At 45.8% G+C, this 17,883-nt stretch carries 15 protein-coding genes; 4 read left to right on the forward strand and 11 right to left on the reverse strand.

Translation table 11 applies throughout. The features are described 5' to 3' along the window. Window positions 1–9 precede the first annotated feature (9 nt). The 7 genes from BC8716_RS04850 to murQ form a co-directional block, all read right to left on the reverse strand. The gene (locus BC8716_RS04850) at window positions 10–912 is read right to left on the reverse strand and encodes a carbohydrate ABC transporter permease (protein WP_094424190.1); all 903 of its coding nucleotides are present in this window, start codon (window positions 910–912) and stop codon (window positions 10–12) included. A gap of 28 nt (window positions 913–940) precedes the next feature. Next, a complete protein-coding gene (locus BC8716_RS04855) occupies window positions 941–1,873 on the reverse strand; it encodes an ROK family protein (RefSeq protein ID WP_251179841.1) in 933 nt (310 codons plus the stop codon). Beyond that, the gene (locus tag BC8716_RS04860) at window positions 1,863–3,251 is read right to left on the reverse strand and encodes a glycoside hydrolase family 1 protein (RefSeq protein ID WP_094424192.1); all 1,389 of its coding nucleotides are present in this window, start codon (window positions 3,249–3,251) and stop codon (window positions 1,863–1,865) included. The genes BC8716_RS04855 and BC8716_RS04860 overlap by 11 nt, the downstream gene beginning before the upstream one ends. A 170-nt stretch (window positions 3,252–3,421) precedes the next feature. Beyond that, a complete protein-coding gene (locus BC8716_RS04865) occupies window positions 3,422–4,432 on the reverse strand; it encodes a LacI family DNA-binding transcriptional regulator (RefSeq protein WP_094424193.1) in 1,011 nt (336 codons plus the stop codon). A 143-nt stretch (window positions 4,433–4,575) separates the two neighbouring features. After that, window positions 4,576–5,634, reverse strand: a complete 1,059-nt coding sequence (locus tag BC8716_RS04870; RefSeq protein ID WP_094424194.1) for a DUF871 domain-containing protein — start codon at window positions 5,632–5,634, stop codon at window positions 4,576–4,578. 18 nt (window positions 5,635–5,652) lie between these two features. Beyond that, entirely contained in the window at window positions 5,653–7,005 is a 1,353-nt protein-coding gene (locus tag BC8716_RS04875; RefSeq protein ID WP_094424195.1) for a PTS transporter subunit EIIC, read from the reverse strand. Between the two features lie 22 nt (window positions 7,006–7,027). Continuing rightward, entirely contained in the window at window positions 7,028–7,918 is an 891-nt protein-coding gene (murQ, locus tag BC8716_RS04880) for an N-acetylmuramic acid 6-phosphate etherase (RefSeq protein WP_094424196.1), read from the reverse strand. Window positions 7,919–8,120: 202 nt separating this feature from the next. Here murQ and BC8716_RS04885 point away from each other — a divergent pair, with 202 nt between their 5' ends. From BC8716_RS04885 to pdxA, 4 genes are all read left to right on the forward strand, one after another. Then, on the forward strand, window positions 8,121–9,716 hold the full coding sequence (locus tag BC8716_RS04885; RefSeq protein ID WP_094424197.1) for a sigma-54-dependent Fis family transcriptional regulator: 1,596 nt from the start codon (window positions 8,121–8,123) through the stop codon (window positions 9,714–9,716). A 139-nt stretch (window positions 9,717–9,855) separates the two neighbouring features. Further along, entirely contained in the window at window positions 9,856–10,842 is a 987-nt protein-coding gene (locus tag BC8716_RS04890) for a 2-keto-3-deoxygluconate permease (protein ID WP_094424198.1), read from the forward strand. Between the two features lie 16 nt (window positions 10,843–10,858). Beyond that, window positions 10,859–12,160 carry a four-carbon acid sugar kinase family protein gene (locus BC8716_RS04895; RefSeq protein WP_094424199.1) on the forward strand — a complete coding sequence of 434 codons (1,302 nt, stop codon included), beginning with the start codon at window positions 10,859–10,861 and terminating at the stop codon, window positions 12,158–12,160. After that, on the forward strand, window positions 12,157–13,149 hold the full coding sequence (gene pdxA, locus BC8716_RS04900; protein WP_094424200.1) for a 4-hydroxythreonine-4-phosphate dehydrogenase PdxA: 993 nt from the start codon (window positions 12,157–12,159) through the stop codon (window positions 13,147–13,149). The genes BC8716_RS04895 and pdxA overlap by 4 nt, the downstream gene beginning before the upstream one ends. A 67-nt stretch (window positions 13,150–13,216) precedes the next feature. Here pdxA and BC8716_RS04905 read toward each other — a convergent pair whose 3' ends face one another. From BC8716_RS04905 to BC8716_RS04920, 4 genes are all read right to left on the reverse strand, one after another. Then, window positions 13,217–14,065: a MurR/RpiR family transcriptional regulator gene (locus tag BC8716_RS04905; RefSeq protein ID WP_094424201.1), complete on the reverse strand. Its 849-nt coding sequence runs from the start codon at window positions 14,063–14,065 to the stop codon at window positions 13,217–13,219. A gap of 122 nt (window positions 14,066–14,187) precedes the next feature. Further along, window positions 14,188–15,930: an ABC transporter ATP-binding protein gene (locus tag BC8716_RS04910; protein ID WP_251179821.1), complete on the reverse strand. Its 1,743-nt coding sequence runs from the start codon at window positions 15,928–15,930 to the stop codon at window positions 14,188–14,190. Further along, window positions 15,920–16,693 carry a MerR family transcriptional regulator gene (locus BC8716_RS04915; protein ID WP_095238276.1) on the reverse strand — a complete coding sequence of 258 codons (774 nt, stop codon included), beginning with the start codon at window positions 16,691–16,693 and terminating at the stop codon, window positions 15,920–15,922. The genes BC8716_RS04910 and BC8716_RS04915 overlap by 11 nt, the downstream gene beginning before the upstream one ends. A gap of 204 nt (window positions 16,694–16,897) precedes the next feature. Further along, window positions 16,898–17,872 (reverse strand): LacI family DNA-binding transcriptional regulator, encoded by a 975-nt coding sequence (locus tag BC8716_RS04920; RefSeq protein ID WP_094424204.1) that lies wholly within the window; start codon window positions 17,870–17,872, stop codon window positions 16,898–16,900. Window positions 17,873–17,883 lie beyond the last annotated feature (11 nt).

Genomic DNA, 17,883 nt, shown 5'->3' on the forward strand with positions numbered 1-17,883 from the left:
CCCCTTTCTTCAGTCGTCATATTCGTAATAAACTTTCTTGCCAAAAAATTTGAATTGCAGCAACGTGAAGATCAAAACAATGACAAACAATATCCAAGCAAGTGCGGATGCATAGCCCATATTGAAAAACTCAAATGCATTTTGGTAGAGGTAAAGCACGTAAAACAAAGACGCATAATTTGGCCCGCCACCACTCATCACATAAGCTTGAGTGAACATTTGGAAAGACCCGATCACGCCCATAATCAAATTGAAAAAAATAACATGAGAAGTCATTGGGATTGTAATATGCCAGAACTTCCGCCATTTTCCGGCCCCATCAATCTCAGCCGCTTCATACAAACTTGGAGGTACACCTTGTAAGCCGGCCAAATAAATAATCATGCCGCCGCCGACACCCCAGAGACTCATAATAATCAATGCTGGCTTCACCATCGACTCACTTAATAGCCACCGAGAAGTCGGCAAACCAATAAAATCAAGGAGCGCATTCGCCAAACCAAATTCAGGCTGGAAAATAAGCACCCATAGCAGCGAGCTTGCTACAGCAGGAACGATCGACGGCAAATAAAAGATCGTTCTAAAAACCCCCATAAACTTTACTTTTTGGTTGAGAAGCACTGCCAACAAATAGCCGAAAGCAAGCCCGAGGGGAACACCAAGAAACGTATAGAAAAACGTGTTCCACATCGTTTTCCAAAACAGCGGATCATGAAAAAACAAACGTTCATAGTTTTCGAGCCCGATCCATTCAGCACTACCCATCACTTGCCACTCTGTAAACGACATATAAAACGAGTAAATCATTGGCCCCGCAGCCAATGCTAAAAATCCAATCAGCCACGGGGAAATGAACAAGTAAAATGCTAGCGTCTTGCTTCTGCGCAACCTCGCCAACGATGGCTGCCTCATATATTTCCTCCTCTCAACACATAGCTTCTTATCCTGCAACTTCTGGTTTTGGGCGAAAGGACTGGTTAAAATAAGCAACAGCCCCAATTAAATTGGCATCATTGCCAAATCGGCATTTGCATAAATTGGGTCGCAGATCCGCCATCGAATTGGCTGTGATAAGCAAATCAATTTTCTCGTAAATACGTGAAATGTAATCGCATCGTTCACTAATTGCTCCGCCTATAAGAATCGCTTCTGGGTCATAGGCAAATTGTAAATTGTACAGGCCTACTGCCAAATAATAAAAATGCCGATCAACTTCCCTACGGGCGACTTCATCACCAGCTTCAGCCAGTTCAAATACGCGAACGGCATCAATATTTGTTCGTTTCGCAGCAGACACTCGTTTCGCCAGTTCAACGGGTGATGTGATGCCGCTGAATGTTTCGCCGTGCTTATTCATTACCATGTAGCCAAATTCTCCGCCGTAGCCGTTCGCTCCCCGATGGAGGGCGCCGTCCTTAATGATCGCACCGCCTATGCCTGATCCGGATACAACCATAATGATGTCTTTCATTTTTCGCGCGCTTCCTAGCCATGTCTCCGCAAGAGCCGCACAGTTCGCATCATTTTCAAAGCTAACTGCTAGCTGCATGCATTCCTGTGCCTTCGGCTTAAATGGAACTTCATGCAAGTAAGGGATGGCGCTGCCGCCGTCAATAAACCCTGTTATTTGGTTTGGTATTCCAGGCGTGCTGAATGCGGCGCCTGAAAGTGTATAGTCAGCGGCATAACGATGTTTTATGTCCTGTAACAATTCAAGCAGAAGCGCCATACTTGCAGGGGTCGCATCGCTGCCCTTTTGCAATATGTCCCCTTTAGCTGTTACTACGCCATGTTTAATGGTCGTCCCGCCGATGTCGAATGCCAACAAATTCAGATGCTTTCTCTCCCTTCCAACAACTTCGCTAAAAGCCATTGTTTTCAATGACCGTTTTAAACCACCAGCCACTTTTCTTAACCGTCCGTTTGCCATCGTTTTCTAAATCAACAGATACAAATCCATAGCGGTTTTTATAAGCATTTGTCCACGACCAATTGTCCATAAACGTCCACAAATGGTACCCTTTCACATTGGCGCCCTCCGTCAGCGCTTTATGGAGCCAGCGCAAATGGTTTGCGATGAATTCAATTCGGTAATCATCTTGTATGACACCAGCTTCATCACGAAACTTTTCTTCGCCTTCAACGCCCATTCCGTTTTCCGAAATGAAGCATTCGATATTTCCATAATGGTCCTTTACGTTCATCAATAAATCATAGATGCCTTTTTCGTAAATTTCCCAGCCACGATGGGGATTGATTTTTTTGCCAGGCATATCATAGCCGTCAAAAAATGATCCAGGCATAAGCGGTCTCTCTCCTATAGGCGTTTCTTTCGCTTTCACTCGCCGAGGTTGATAATAATTGATGCCTAGTAAGTCGACTGTGTTGGCGGCAATTAGTGCTTTGTCGCCTTCTTCTACATGAGGCATAAGGCCATATTGTTTTAAAATTTCCACTAGTTCTTGCGGAAAAGTCCCTTTTACAGACGGATCGAGAAAAGAACGGTTAAAAAAAGCATCAGCGAGTTTAGCCGCTTCTACATCTCGTTCAACTTCCTCTGAACGAGGGTAGGATGGCGTTAAGTTTAAAATGATGCCGATTTTGCCCTCTTGCCCTAAACGGCGGTAACGTTCAATCGCAAGCGCACTGGAAAGCATTGTATGGTAGCCAACTTGGACTGCACGCTTGAAATCAACGACTTTCGGGTAATGGAACTCGTATAAATAACCGCCTTCCACTGGCACAATCGGTTCATTATGGGTAAACCACGTTTTCACACGGTCCCCGAAATGCGTAAAGCATCTTTCTGCGTAACGAGCAAATGCATACGCAACTTCACGGTTTTCAAAGCCGCCTATTTTCTGCATCGCCATTGGCATATCAAAGTGAAACAAGTTAACAAATGGCGTAATCCCTGCAGCAAGTAATTCATTAATGACTTGATCGTAAAATTGAACGGCTTTTTCGTTCACCGCGCCATTTCCTGAAGGAATAAGCCTTGACCACGAGATTGAGAAACGAAATGATGTATGGCCAAGTTTTTTCATCAAAGCAATGTCTTCCTTATAGCGATCATAAAATTGCGATGTTTTGGCCGGCCCTACCTCGTTAAAAAAACGGTTCGGCTCCATTTCATACCAGTGATCCCAAATGTTTTTGCCTTTGCCGTCTCGGTCTGCCGCACCTTCAATTTGCGTAGCCGACACGGCCGTCCCCCACCAAAAGTCAGGTGGAAACAGATACGTCGTCATCGTTCTCCCCTTTTCCAACAAATTTTGTTGTCTTGTTCATTTTTTAAGTTAACGTTTAAGTAAAAATAAAGATAAGATAACCTTAATATGAAAGCGTTTACTAGTCAATAGGAAAACTGAAAATAAAAAAACAGCTTTTGCAAGCTGTTGGAAGAAGTACGTTTAGTTGTTCAATCATGTTGAATGTTTTTAACAGATTCGCGGAAGACAATCGATCCTTTAATTAACATCCTACCGTACCCAACGCTGCCTTTATCGCCTTCAAGCTTTTCAATCATTCGTTTTGTGGCTACTTTGGCCATCTCTTCTACATCGACTTCCACTGTTGTTAAAGGCGGGGTCGACAATGTTGCGTAAATATCATTATCAAAGCCAACAACAGAGCAGTCTTCTGGGACACGGACCCCGCTATCCGTTAACTTTTTTATAAGCAAATAGCCTACGTGGTCGCAATTGCACACAAAAGCAGTCGGCAGCTTTTCCGGTAATACGAAGTCGATAAAACGACCTGAATCATCCCGATCACTGACCAAGTTACGTTCATTGAAAGGGAGCCGGTGTTCAAGCAACGATTTATACATTCCTAAAAAGCGGTCTTGGATGCTACTTGTTGTGTGGACATTGCCAACGAACCCGATTTCACGGTGGCCTTGGCTAATCAAATAATTCGTCAACTCGTAAACAGCGTAAAAATTATCGGTGACGACCACATCTGCATTTAATTGGTCCATATAAAAATCAAGGAATACAAGGGGCACGTTTTCTTTTATTACATGTTCGATGTATTCTTTTTTTGGCTGGCCCAGTGCGATAACGCCGTCGGCTCTGTTTTCTAGAAATGCTTTCGGCAGCATGAGCCGCTCTTCATCATCCGCACTCAATATTTGCAAGATCCCATAGTAATCATAGGATTCAAGCACCGAGATGATTTGCCTGTAAAATTTTAAATAAAATGCTTGCTCATCACCGGCGAATCGTTCAGGGATTAAAATGACGATATTATTGGTGCGCCCGCTTCTCATCGACTTAGCGGCCGCATGAAAGCGATAGCCCATTTCAGCAGCTATCTGCTTAATTTTTCGTTTCATATCCTCGCTTACGCCTTCTTTATCATTCAGCGCTTTTGAAACGGTTACCGTACTCACACCAGCTTTTTTCGCGATATCACCCATCGTGACCATCTTACCACTCCTTCTTACGTTCCAACTATAGTTTACCTTTTTAGAACGATTCTGTTAAGCATAGGATGGAAGAACAAAAGTTTAACGATAAAGTAACAACACGAACTACAAGACAAACAGGAGCAGGTACTTGCCTGCTCCTGTTACATCCATTTAATTTTCCAATTTTGCCCACCTTTTATGTGCTTGATTAAAGGTACATCGGCGTCAATCACCCGGCCTAGCACATTTACTTTCTCATCAGCTGGCAAGTCTGTTTTTGTAATTTGTACTTCGCCTTGATAACGGCCGTAACGGTTATTGTCGATTGTCACGGTGCCAATAGGCCGCGCTACCGTGTTTGCCGGCGTTACGTCTCGCTTCCCAATCGACGCGAAGGAACGAGACGACTCTGACCGGAGGACATCACGGGCTGCATCTTTGCGGTTGCGGTGTTTTCCCTCTAAATCAACGACATTCTCTCCCGCTGCCTGCACCCGCAACAACACAGCTTTTTCATTATGATAGACGTGAAATTGCTCAAAGCTGCTATCAGACAAGCCCTTGTCGCCGACTAAAATCGTTTCAATGCCTTCGCCTTCATATAGATCTAGAAACGAGGCAAACGGCGACATCTCCCGATGGTCTTCAAGTGTCGGTAAACCCTTGAACAACGGAGCTCTTGGTATGTCGCCAGGGATAAACGCCATTACCGAAAAGCCCATTTCAGAAAGAAATGTGTTTGTTTGCCGAAAGTTTTCTCGGCTTAACCCCGTCTCAGGGCGAGGGTAAAAATTGTGCCATGCCTCGACTTTGTTTGGGTCGAGGCCGGCTTGGCGCAATGCGATTGCTTCCCTATGATCGAGGGTGCTTGCATTTAAGACAATTTGCATCTCTTGTGATAGGCGCACCACCGTCTCGTTCGCGACACCATAATCGATGCGCAGTCCTGTAACGCCCCACTCTTTTAAGTTGCTCGCTTGTTGCCATGACAAGTTTACATGTTTCATTGAGTCAGGCGACACATCGCATATAAGCCGCATATGATTCGCTTTGGCAAACATTCCAACTTGCTTGAGTCGTTCTGCATACAAAGAAGCATCGTCTTCAGGGATGTGCAATGAAGTAAACAGCACATTAAATCCAGCGGCAGCGGCTTTATTTAAATAAGCTTCTTGCTCTATAAATGGCTGGCTGAGATAAACGGACACACCAAGCTCCACTCTTTCTTCACCTCCAGCTTAAATGTCTTTCGCCATTTCTTCTTTAAAACCGAACATGTAGGTGAACAGAAAACCAAACAAATAGGCTAGCGCAATACCACCTAAATAATAGAGGTATTTGCCTTCCGCAATTAACGGTGTAAGGGACAAGCCGGAAACCCCGATTCCTGTAGAGCCTGTGGCAAATATTGCTTGCATGGCCCCACCAACAGCTGCTCCTAAGCTGGCTGTCACAAACGGGCGCCCAAGTGGGAGCGTGACCCCATAAAGCAACGGTTCCCCGATGCCAAGGAAGCCAACAGGCAAGCCGCCTTTAATAATATTGCGTAGACGGGGATTCCGCGTTTTAACAAAAATAGCGATTGCTGCGCCAACCTGGCCTGCTCCTGCCATTGCTAAAATTGGCAACAGCGTTGTAAATCCGAATACATTAATGAGCTCCGCATGAATTGGCGTTAAGCCATGATGCAACCCAACCATGACAAGCGGAAGGAAAAAGCCTGCCATAAGCGCCCCAGCAATCGGCCCACCCATGTTTAGAATGAAGTGGATGCCAGATGTGATCCCATCCGATACAATACCGGCAACTGGCATGATCGCATAAATCGATAAGAAGCCAACAATGACGACAGTAAATAGCGATGTAAAAATGATATCGACTGATTTCGGTATGACTTTGCGGATGTGGCGTTCAAAGAACGTCATTAACCATGCCGCAAAAATGACGCCAAACAATCCGCCGCGGCCTGGCACAAGCGCTTCGCCAAATACAGTCACCTCGGCAAGGGCCGGGTTGAAAATGAACATACCGGCAATCGCTCCTAGCACCGGTGTCCCGCCAAATTCTTTAGCCGTATTCCACCCAACCACAATCGCCAAATACGTAAATAGGCCGCCTCCTAAAATGGTCATTAACAAGAGCCATGTATGCTCTTCTTTTTGCATGCCTGAGTTAATGAGGAAGTTGGCAACGCCATTAATGATTCCCGATGCGACGAGGCCAGGAATAAGAGGAATAAAAATATTCCCTAAGCTCCGCAAAAATTGTTTAAATGGTGTTTTGTTTTTCTTTTTCCGTTCTTCCTGTGCTTTAGCGGTCTGTTCTTCAAAAGACATTGACCCCGTATGGGCAAGCTTTTTCATTTCTTCTGTAACGACATTGACGGTACCTGGGCCAACGACAATTTGCCACGTGTCGTCTTCAACGACTCCCATAACCCCTTCAATTTTCTTTAACGCGTCTTGATTGACGAGGGCATCGTCTTTTACAGCAACACGGACACGCGTCATACAGTGGGTAAGGGAAGCGACATTTCCTTTCCCACCAATATGTTCAAGAATTTCTGAGGCCATGCGTTGTTCTTTATTCACACGTTTCCCCTTCTTTCACAAATTATTTTTCTACCGTTTTGCGAATAAACCCTTTGGCGCTTTGCAGTTTCGTAAGCGCTTCATCATAAGAGCAATCAAGCAAAATCATCACAATTGCTGCCTTTACATGCCCATTTGCTTTTTGATAATAATCGTCTGCTGTCTCGTAGGTTGAATCGGTTGCTTCCATAATAATCCGTTTGGCGCGCTCAACTAGTTTTTCGTTTGTCGGTTGTACGTCGACCATTAAATTTTGATAGACCTTGCCAATTCCAACCATTGCTGTTGTTGAAATCATATTTAAAATGAGTTTTTGGGCTGTTCCTGCTTTTAAGCGAGTTGATCCAGTCAACACTTCCGGCCCCGTTTCTACTTCAATCGCAACAGCAGCGTATTGGCTCATTTTCGCCTCCTTGTTGCAAGCAATGGACACCGTGTTAGCCCCACGGGCCTCGGCTTCTTTCAACACGCCAATCGCATACGGCGTGCGGCCGCTAGCCGCAAGGGCAATAACCGTATCCTTTTCGCCTATATTTAAGCGGTTGCAATCATTTGCACCAGCACGCTCATCGTCTTCTGCTCCTTCGACTGCTTCCGTAAATGCTTGCTCGCCGCCGGCAATTACGCCACGAACCATTTCCGGCGAAACACCGAAAGTAGGCTTGCACTCAACGGCATCTAAGACACCTAGGCGTCCTGAAGTGCCAGCGCCAGCATAAATGAGCCGTCCGCCCTGTTGGAAAGAGGCAATTACCAATTTGACCGCCTTTTCAATTTGCGGCAGTTGTTCTGCGATGGCTGTTGGCACTTTCCCATCTTCCTCATTCATCGTTTTTAAAATATCGTTAATCGGCATACTGTCAAGCGCCATTGTCGCTTGGTTGCGCGTTTCTGTTTTTAACTTATTAAGCAAAGCATTCACCTCTTAATCGATCGCATATTTATATGTTTATTATCACCCCAAAGAAATAAAACGTCAACATAATTTTAATATATTACGAAATAAAATTTCAGATAAGCCATCCCTTCTAGCTATTATTGTTTTCCTTATTTGATCGTGGTACTTTCTAAAAGATGACGGCTTTGCAGTGCAGTTGCATGATGGAGGGAAAACGATGCGCAAAATACACGTTACGATCATTGCCCCCTATGAGGGCTTAGCAGAAACATTTAAACGAACACAAAATGAATTTGAACAACTCGATATGACGATCCATATAGCGGACCTTCAGCAATCTTTGCCTCTTTTAACAACAGAAGTACAAGCGCAGACCGATATATTCATTAGCCGTGGTGGAACGGCCAAAGTGATTCGCACTCGGACAGAAAAACCTGTTGTTGAAGTTCCTATATCTGGCTTTGATATTTTACGAATGATTTTGCTCATCCAAGCGGAGCGGGAACAAACAGAAATTATTGCCTTTGAAAACATTTCCCTAAGCTTTACGAAAGTAACAGAGTTAATCGAAACCGACATTCCAATCACAGCAGTTACAAGAGAAGAAGAAGTGGAACCAGCCATTATTGCCGCCAAGGCAGCCGGGCGGAAGATGATAGTCGGTGACGCCATTACGACGAGCTTGGCTAACAAACATGGGTTGGAAGGAATTTTAATTACATCTGGAGAAGAATCTGTAAGAACTGCCTTAGAGCAAGCAGACCTTCTAGGCAGAAAAATGAATGCCAGCAAGCAAGAGCATCAATATTTTCGTTCTGCCTTTTTTCAGTCTGGCCAGTTCCAGCTTTTAGCTGATGGAACGGGGCATGTGTTTGCTGTAAGCGACAAGTTACAAGAGAACGAGACGTTACTGAAAGCAGCGACCAGCCAGTTACATTCACTTATTCAAAATAAAACGCGCACTCTCTTTACAGAAGTAGGCGGAAACGACGTTTGCTTCACCATAAAAAATATGGGCACTGATAAGGCGCCGACTTGGCTGTTGACGGCGACAGCTCTCCACCAATCGCTGCCAAAAGGAGCTACAATGTTTGAAGTACCTCACTTATCCGTACCGCTCGTCCTCGGGGCAAACGATTCGCTATCTCGTGACTATGAAGCCGCTACCGGCAAACATTCTGTAGCGCTTATTGGCAAAAATGGGTCTGGAGAACAAGCGCTCGCAAAAGGGCTTTTGCCAAAATTGGCCATTACATGCCCGGCAAAAGATTTATTGCAAATGCCTGATTTTGAAGCAAACGGGCTTTCCCTGTTTATTACCCATGCAGAAGAACTTTCTACTACACAGTGGAGACAACTAGAGGGGACGGTGCTTAAAACAGCGCCTTATGTTGTCCACAGCGAAAAACAGTTGTCTTTTTTAAACGACCTGCCAACTGTCTGGATACCGCCGTTATGCGAACGCACATCCGAATGGCCAGGCTTTATAAGACGCTTAATCGCAGAAGCGAACCAGCTATACGGCAAGCAAATTATTGGCTACCGGGGCAGCATTCACCCAGCGATTATGGGAAATTTAAATTGGTTGAAGGAGTTCATCTTTGCAAAAGTGGTGGCGACAAGCCAGCCGTATATTGACTTTAGTGACAGTTGGTCGGAAAAAGGCTTCGCTCGAATTGATTTAGGGCAGACGCTGGAGGAAATGGAAAAAACGTTGATTAAACATGTTCTTGAAGAGGAAGGCTATAACCAATCAAAAACAGCTGAACGTTTACAAATCAATCGAACAACGTTGTGGAGAAAACTCAAATAATGTTGCTATTTGCAACATTATTTGAGTTTTGTATTGCAATTTCCAAAAGAAAGCGTATCATTTTTGCTGTAATCATTTCTTTTAAGCGTTTCCAGCTTGAAATTCGTTTCAAAATGAAACAGAAAGAAGGGATCTTCTGATGAAGGTGAAACAAAGCATTGAAAAAATCCCCGGAGGCATGATGGTTGTCCCGTTGCTTCTTGGTGCACTTATCAATACGGTTGCCCCTGACTTGCTTAGGATCGGCAACTTTACACAAGCGCTCTTTGTAGACGGCGCGACTACTTTAATTGCTCTTTTCCTTTTGTGTGCAGGCTCGCAAATCAACATACGCAGTTTTGGCGTTTCATTTGGAAAGGGCTTTACTCTCTTGATGGTTAAATGGGTTTTTGGCGGCCTTATTGGTGTGCTCATTTACGTACTTGCTGGAGGGCCTGAAGGCTTATTCCTTGGCTTAGCTCCTGTGGCAGTCATTGCCGCAATGACCAATTCCAACGGCGGTCTATATGTCGCGCTTGCGGGGCAATACGGAAAAGGCGAAGACAAAGCGGCCTATTCCGTGCTTGCCATGAACGATGGCCCACTCTTTACAATGCTGACGTTATCTATTGTTGGCGCAATGGGCATCCAAAGCGGCTATTTCTCAATCACTGCTTTCGTCGGTGTGCTCTTGCCAATTTTAATTGGGTTTATTCTAGGGAATATTGACGAAGACATGCGCACGTTCCTCGGAAAAGGCAGCGACATGCTCATCCCGGCATTCGCTTTTGCCCTTGGCATGAACATTAGCTTTACGTCCATTCTTGAAGGAGGATTGCCAGGCGTCGTACTTGGTGTGCTCGTCGTTCTAGTAACCGGCATCTCTGGCTACTGGATATTCAAGTTGTTTAAATGGAATCCACTCGTCGGTGCAGCTGAAGGATCTACCGCCGGAAATGCAGTAGCAACGCCAGCGGCCATTGCCGCAGCAAGCTCTGCTTTTGCATACAATGTTGAACTTGCGACTGTCCAAGTTGCAGCCAGTGTCGTAACTACAGCCATTTTGCTACCGATTTTTATAGGCTTTTTGGCTAAACGTTTAGAGAAAAAAGGCCAGCTTCCTGAAGAAGCGAGGCAACAAGCGTAAGGATAGGAGAGTCATCATGAAAATTGCCATCATTGCCGATGACCTTACCGGAGCAAATGACAGCGGCGTCCAGCTTGCCAAGGCAGGCTTGGACACAGTTGTCTGGCTCAATGGCAAAGGTTCGTCAGAAAATCGCGCAGAAGCAGTCGTGGTCGATACGGATAGCCGCGCCCTTTCTCCTAAAGAAGCGAAAGCGGCTGTCCATGCAGCCATGTCTGCATTAGCGCCTTACAATCCAAATTTGATTTTAAAAAAAGTCGATTCGACGTTGCGTGGCAATGTCGGGGCAGAACTCGAAGCAACTGCTGAAGCTTGGCAGCCGGAATGCATTTTATTGGCCCCTAGTTTCCCTGCTAATAACCGTATAGTCGAGGATGGGATCCTTTACGTAAATGGCACGCCAATCGGGGAAACAGAGTTTGCCAGAAACGAAGCAGACCCTGTTTCTGACTCTGCCATTTCTGACCACATTGGCCGCCAGTTTCACGGAGCCATCGCCCATATTCCCGAATCGTTATGGGCTGAAAAACCAGAAACGATTAGCGCTTGGCTTGATCGCAACATCGCTAACGAACAAACTGTCTTTATTTGTGATGCTGTCTCAATGGAAACGCTCGAACGCATTGCTGCTTTTTCGCAGCAGCAGCCGAAACGATTGCTCTTGGCTGGTTCTGCCGGCTTATCGAATGCACTTGCGCAAACGATGGTGTCCGGCACGAATACACCCTTTGCTGGCCACCCTGTTAGCAGCGACCCCATCCTTTATCTCGTTGGCAGCATGAGTGAAGTGAGCAAGACACAAGTGGCCCACTTGCTCACGCACCCGCAAACAGAAGGGATTCGCCTCCATGCGGCAACAGCAGCAAGCAATGACCGCCATACACAAGCAAAAGAGTTTGAGCGAGTGGTGGCCGCTGCTGAAAAGACATTAGCGGTCGGCAAAATACCCGTCATTTTTTCTGGGACAGAGCGCCAAGAAGTCGCTGAAGTATACGATTATGCGAAAACAACAAACACGGCAATTAGCGAATTGGCGAAACGAATTGCCGATACGATTGCAGCGATCGGCTCGAAACTAATGGATACTCGCCATTTCCAAGCGATTATTATGACCGGCGGCGATACCGCGAAAGCACTATGCCGGCGGCTAAGCATCGATGAATTGCGTTTGCTTGATGAATTTGAACCGGGCATTCCTGTTGCCCAGTTTACTGGCGAACATCGTCAGACATACGCGATTACGAAAGCAGGCGCCTTCGGCAACGAGCAGACTTTCTCGAATCTATACCGCCACTTTACTAAGGAGGAAAGCAAATGAGACCAATCATTGGCATCACCATGGGAGACGCAGCCGGCGTCGGCCCTGAAATCATCGCAAAAGCATTGGCCGATGAATCAACCTTTAAAATTGGGCGTCCTGTCGTGATCGGCGATGCGGCTATCATGGAACGGGCTGTCGACATAACCGAAACAGAATTAAATGTTGTATCTGTATCAACGGTTGACGAGTGTGTCTTTGAACCAGGAACGATTGAAGTCATTGACATGCGCTTGTTAACGGAAGGCGTAGCTTTCGGACAAGTTAGCGAAGCAGCGGGCAACGCAGCTTTCCGTTATGTTGAACGAGCAGTTGAGCTAGCGAAAGCAAAAAAAATCAATGCCATTTGTACAGCTCCATTAAACAAAGAAGCGATGCAAAAAGCAGGGCATCTGTATCCAGGCCATACGGAAATTTTAGCTGAACTAACTGGAACCACTGATTTTTCAATGATGCTATCTGCCCCAAATTTAAAAGTGATCCACTTGACTACACACGTAGGCTTGCGCAAAGCGATTGATATGATTAACCCAGAACGGACATATAAAGTCATTTCTTTAGCTCATGAAACACTTGCGGCCGCCGGAAACAAACAGCCAAAGATTGCTGTATGTGGCATTAACCCACACGCTGGTGAGAACGGCCTGTTCGGAGAAGGCGAAGAGGAAGAAAAATTGGTCCCTGCGATTGAAAAGGCGCGTGGAGAAGGGATCGATGTAGAAGGACCATACCCAGCAGACACACTGTTTTTCCGGGCTGCTCGCGGCGACTTTGACATTGTTGTCGCTTGCTACCACGACCAAGGCCATGTGCCAATAAAGGTAATGGGCTTAGAAGCAGGCGTAAACATCACGGTTGGCCTAAAAGGCGGCATTGTCCGCACGTCTGTTGACCACGGTACTGCCTTTGACATCGCCGGCAAAAACATAGCCGATGAACGAAGCCTTCTGGCCGCTTATCGTGACGCGGTTGAGCTTGCTCCTAAATAAAAAGAACTTCGTGTCGTTCTATATAAAAAGAGCTTTAGGCGTTGATTTGGCCTAAGGCTCTTTTGGCTTAGCGGCGTAAGCGCAATGCTTCGTCACGGGCTTTTAAAAACGCGGTAATCGTGTCTTCGTCTTTTTCATGGAATACACTTAAATAAAGCGTATCAATAATGTTCAACTGCGTCATTCGCGAGGCGATCGTGCCGATGCGGAAGTCTTCCTCCACATTTGGCGTACAAAGAGTAATATCTGCCAACCTATACAATGGCGAGCGTTCCATTTTCGTAATCGCCACAACGGTGACGCCTTGCTTTTTTGCGAATGAGGCCAATTCCACTACATCCTGCGTTTTTCCAGACAAGCTGATTGCCACAAATATATCGCCTTTTTCCATATAAGGAATGAGCGAGAGATTGTAATGGAAATCTTGAGAAGAAGATGCCTGATAGCCGATTCGCGTAAACTTATAGCTGCCGTCGAATGCAGCAGCGGCAGAGCCGCCGACTCCGTAAAAGACGATGCGCTTCGCTGTCATTAGGGCAGCAACAGCAGCTTCAAGCTGCTTCCGATCTATCGATGATAGTGACAATTCGATCGCGCTTTTATTCGTAAACGTCACTCTGCGGAACAAATCATAAGGCGCGTCTTTTTCTTGCAACGATGAAAAGTCGGTCAACCTTTCTTTTGAAGCCGTTACATCTTTCATCAGTTCCATTTTAAACAGCCGGAAACTGTTAATTCCGATTTTCTTGCAGAAGCGGATGACACTTGCCTCACTGACCCCAGCGCGAGCGGACAGCTCTTTCGTCGTCATGCTTGGGATTTGGCTTGGACTGTCCAATATCGTTTGCCCAATTCGGGCCTCTGCCTCTGATAGGCTTTCCAATTCTTTTTCGATTTGCGCGAGCAACGAACCCACTTTGGACGCACACCTTCCTACATGTCTTTCGTTTCATTATACCTGCTTTGGCGGCAATTACAAATTGGGAAATGGCTTTTATGACGCCTTCATCGAACACAATGAATGGGCGCCCACTTTCCTTAATTGAACTGAAGCTGCTGGCTTACCAGTTCCTTATAAAGTGGGTGTGTATCCAGCAGTTCAGCGTGTGTGCCCGCGCCCGTTACGTTTCCTTCCTCTAGTACAATCAATTGATCCGCATGCCTAACGGTCGCTAATCGATGGGCAATCACAAGTGTCGTCCGTCCTTCCATCAGCACTTCAAGCGCTTCCTGCACGAGTTTTTCCGATGAACTGTCCAAGTGTGCCGTTGCTTCATCAAGAAGCAAGATTTCAGGATCGCGGATCATCGCCCGGGCGATCGCAAGGCGTTGCCGTTGTCCACCTGATAGACGGACGCCTCGCTCTCCTACTTCCGTATCGTATCTGTCTGGAAGGGAAGCAATAAACGACTCTAAATTTGCATGCCGAACCGCTGCCGTCATGTTCTCTTCAGGAACATCCGTCAGCCCATAAACCAAATTGGAGCGGATCGTGCCTGCCATGATCGGCGAGTCTTGGGAAACATAGGCAATCTTTTGCCGCCACTCATGCAAAGGGAGGCGATGGATGGAATGACCCTTATATTGGATCGTGCCGTCGTCTGGCACATAAAAACGTTCAATCAATGAAAACAATGTCGTCTTCCCTGCTCCACTTGGCCCTACAAAAGCGGTGACCTTGCCGATAGGAGCATCAAAATCTACCTCTTTTAAAATTGGCTTGTCAGCAGTGTAACCAAAGGAAACGCCTTGGAAGCTGAGTGTGCCAGCAGGCGCAACTGCTCCATCTACGTTTTCAGCATTCTTTTCCGGCTCAGCTCGCAAAATCGTCTCAAGGCGTTCACTTGCGCCAAGCGCCTTTTGAAATTGAGTGAAAAAGCTGGCCATTTGTGTAAAAGGCATCGCAATTTGAAATAAGTAAAAAATGATGGCAACAAGAGCTCCCGCCGACAGCGTCCCTGCCGAAACCCTCATGCCTCCGTAGCCGAAAATCACAACGAGCATAATGAGCATGGCGCTCATCATCAATGGTTGAATGACAGCCATAATCTTCCCTTCACGCATCCCAAAGCGAAACAGTTTTGCCATACGCGAGAGGCCGACTTTCTGTTCGACTCCTTCAGCAAGGGACGCCTTGACAAGGCGGATATCTGATAGAACGCGGCCTAAATCGCCTTGAAAAGAGGCTGTTTCATCTTGTAAAGACTTCGACACCTTATACATACTGCGGCCTAATGGAATCATTACAAGAAGCGAAGCCGGAACAACAGTAAGCATCATCAACGTCATTTTCCAGTCAATCGCAAGAAGCAAGACGATCGAGCCAATAATCGAAACAATGCCCGAAAAAAACGGGATTAACTGCATCGTTAGAAAATCTTTTATGACAAGCGTATCATTGGTCATCCGGCTCATCAATTCCCCAGACGAGTGCCTGTCAAAAAAAGGAACAGGCAAGTGCAGCATCCGTTGCCAAGCTTCTTTCCTTAGCGCGAACACGACTTTCTGGCCAATGTACATCATCGTATAAAGGGCAAAACCGGACATCACAAGTTGTGCTAAAAACACAGACGCAAGCAAAAACACCGTTTGGCCGTTTAAGCCAACTGCATTCATTTCGTCCACGAAATTCATCGTCAATAGCGGGACAATGAGCGACAGGCTTGTTTCACCAATGACAAGAACAACTGCAAGAACGAGCCAAGCCACCTTCGGCAAAAAAGGTTTGACCATCGACCAAAATCGTCTAGCTCCCAATGAGCCGGCTAGTTCATGTTCCATCTTCTTCACCACTTTCATTTCTAAAGTAAACTTCCATTGCTTCATCCATATATTTTTGTAATCTTTCAGGGAAAAGGATGAAAAATAGCCTCTCATGTTCTACGAAAAACGCTTCAATATCACCAAGCTCATCAACCACATTCGGGACCGATTTCATTGGAAAACTAGAAAATAGCTCTTTTACATAGCTTTGGACTTCTTCGGCTCCTGGGTCAACGCCGTTATGAAGCGCGTTTTTCATCCGTTTGTAAAAATAAGCCCCTTGTTTGTCTATTTCTAGTTGTACGTCAGGATCCTCATCATAGTCAAACAATTCACTTAATGGACTTTCAGGAAAATGGGCGATTAATGCATCTTTCTGCCGTTTCTCCAAACGGAAAGCGTCAAGGAGCACAAACAGCAAATCATCGAGATCTTCTTCCTCGATCCCTTCTAAATCATATAAAGCTTCCGCACGCCTAATTGTCGCCAACACCTCTTCTAATTCCCTTTTCTTTTGTTCAAGCATGTTTTTCTGGGCCACAAGCATTTCCCGTGCACTCCAAGTAGAGGTAGTAAGCCTCTCTTTCATATCAGCAAGCGAGAAACCAAGATGCTTAAAAACTTGAATTTGCTGATACCGTTCCCATTCTTTGCGGGTGTACAGTTTATGACCATTTTCATTTTGCCGTTCAGGCGTCAACAAACCAATTTGGTCGTAATAACGTAATGTCCGTACCGTGGTGCCGACTTTTTTGGCGAACATGCTGATTGTCATCTCCATCCTATTTCCCCCCCTTTCCCCTATCGTAACCTGTAACGTAACGTCACACGCAAGCAACTTCATCTCAATGAATAAAATCATTACCGTTATTTACGATACGAAGCCGTTACGGGATTCACTTCACATAAGACAACAGCGACTTATCTGACAACGAAAAAAGAACCATCATGCAGCGCTTCATGATGATTCTTCCTCTAAACAACGTTATGACCTTGGTTTCGTCGATTTTCTCCGCACCAGTTCGGGAGTTAGTTTCCGACCAGTAGCTGCCTGCTCCCCTTCTATTAAGGCCAGCAGTGTTTCTACTAACTCTTTTGCAAGCTTGTCAATTGGAACGCCTACTGCTGTCAATGGCACGTCTGCTTCGGCTAGCTGTGGGATATTGTCATAGGAGATGAGCGACAAATCATTTGGAACTTGAACGCCGTTCCGCCTTAATGCCCGTAATGCCCCGATCGCAATGTCGTAGCTGGAACAAATGATCGCTGTTGGGAGAGTGGACTCCGTCAGCAAACGTTCGATCGCGCCATCAGCGTCACAAGCGTCAAGTCCCCCGGTATCAATAAGTTGCGACTTAAGCCCCCTCTTTCTCATGGCCTCTTCATATCCTATTTGTTTTGCTTGTTGTCGCCTTCCCGTCCCATTTATAACACCAGCGTAAGCAATGGATTGGTGGCTGATTTCTACAAACTCTTTTACTGCTAACTCCATTGCCAATTCATGCTGGACGCCGACAGTCGGAAACTGTTCAATAGCAGGTACCCCGTAAGAGAGCAAGGGGATCCCGATGTTATTTGGGAGTTTGTCTTGCGGAATTTCTTCTTCAAATAACAAAATGCCGTCGATTCGCATTCTTGAAAATAGCTCTACTGCCTCAAGTGCATGATTAATGGATAAAATCATTGTCCGTCCGCTGTTTGTTATATGTTGATTTACTTGTGTAACCAATGCCGACAAAGCAACACGCTCAATTGTCGGCCACACCAAACCAATCGTATTCGTGCGCCTCGTCACTAAATGCTTAGCCGAAAAATTAGGCGTATAGCCGAGTTCATTCGCCTTTTCTACGATCATACGCTTTGTTTCCGGCTTAACTAGGGGGCTGTCATTTAATGCTTTCGAGACCGTCGAATAACTAACATTAGCTGCTTTTGCAATATCCTTAATCGTAACCGTCATTCTTTCTCTCC

The sequence above is a fragment of the Shouchella clausii genome (assembly GCF_002250115.1).
GTDB classification, from domain to species: domain Bacteria; phylum Bacillota; class Bacilli; order Bacillales; family Bacillaceae_D; genus Shouchella; species Shouchella clausii.

Bases quoted from the DNA above. Each gene is read 5' to 3' on its own strand.
- BC8716_RS04850 (WP_094424190.1), bottom strand. From the start codon at position 912: ATGAGGCAGCCATCGTTGGCGAGGTTGCGCAGAAGCAAGACGCTAGCA.
- BC8716_RS04855 (WP_251179841.1), bottom strand. From the start codon at position 1,873: ATGGCTTTTAGCGAAGTTGTTGGAAGGGAGAGAAAGCATCTGAATTTG.
- BC8716_RS04860 (WP_094424192.1), bottom strand. From the start codon at position 3,251: ATGACGACGTATCTGTTTCCACCTGACTTTTGGTGGGGGACGGCCGTG.
- BC8716_RS04865 (WP_094424193.1), bottom strand. From the start codon at position 4,432: ATGGTCACGATGGGTGATATCGCGAAAAAAGCTGGTGTGAGTACGGTA.
- BC8716_RS04885 (WP_094424197.1), top strand. From the start codon at position 8,121: ATGCGCAAAATACACGTTACGATCATTGCCCCCTATGAGGGCTTAGCA.
- BC8716_RS04890 (WP_094424198.1), top strand. From the start codon at position 9,856: ATGAAGGTGAAACAAAGCATTGAAAAAATCCCCGGAGGCATGATGGTT.
- BC8716_RS04895 (WP_094424199.1), top strand. From the start codon at position 10,859: ATGAAAATTGCCATCATTGCCGATGACCTTACCGGAGCAAATGACAGC.
- pdxA (WP_094424200.1), top strand. From the start codon at position 12,157: ATGAGACCAATCATTGGCATCACCATGGGAGACGCAGCCGGCGTCGGC.
- BC8716_RS04910 (WP_251179821.1), bottom strand. From the start codon at position 15,930: ATGGAACATGAACTAGCCGGCTCATTGGGAGCTAGACGATTTTGGTCG.
- BC8716_RS04915 (WP_095238276.1), bottom strand. From the start codon at position 16,693: ATGGAGATGACAATCAGCATGTTCGCCAAAAAAGTCGGCACCACGGTA.
- BC8716_RS04920 (WP_094424204.1), bottom strand. From the start codon at position 17,872: ATGACGGTTACGATTAAGGATATTGCAAAAGCAGCTAATGTTAGTTAT.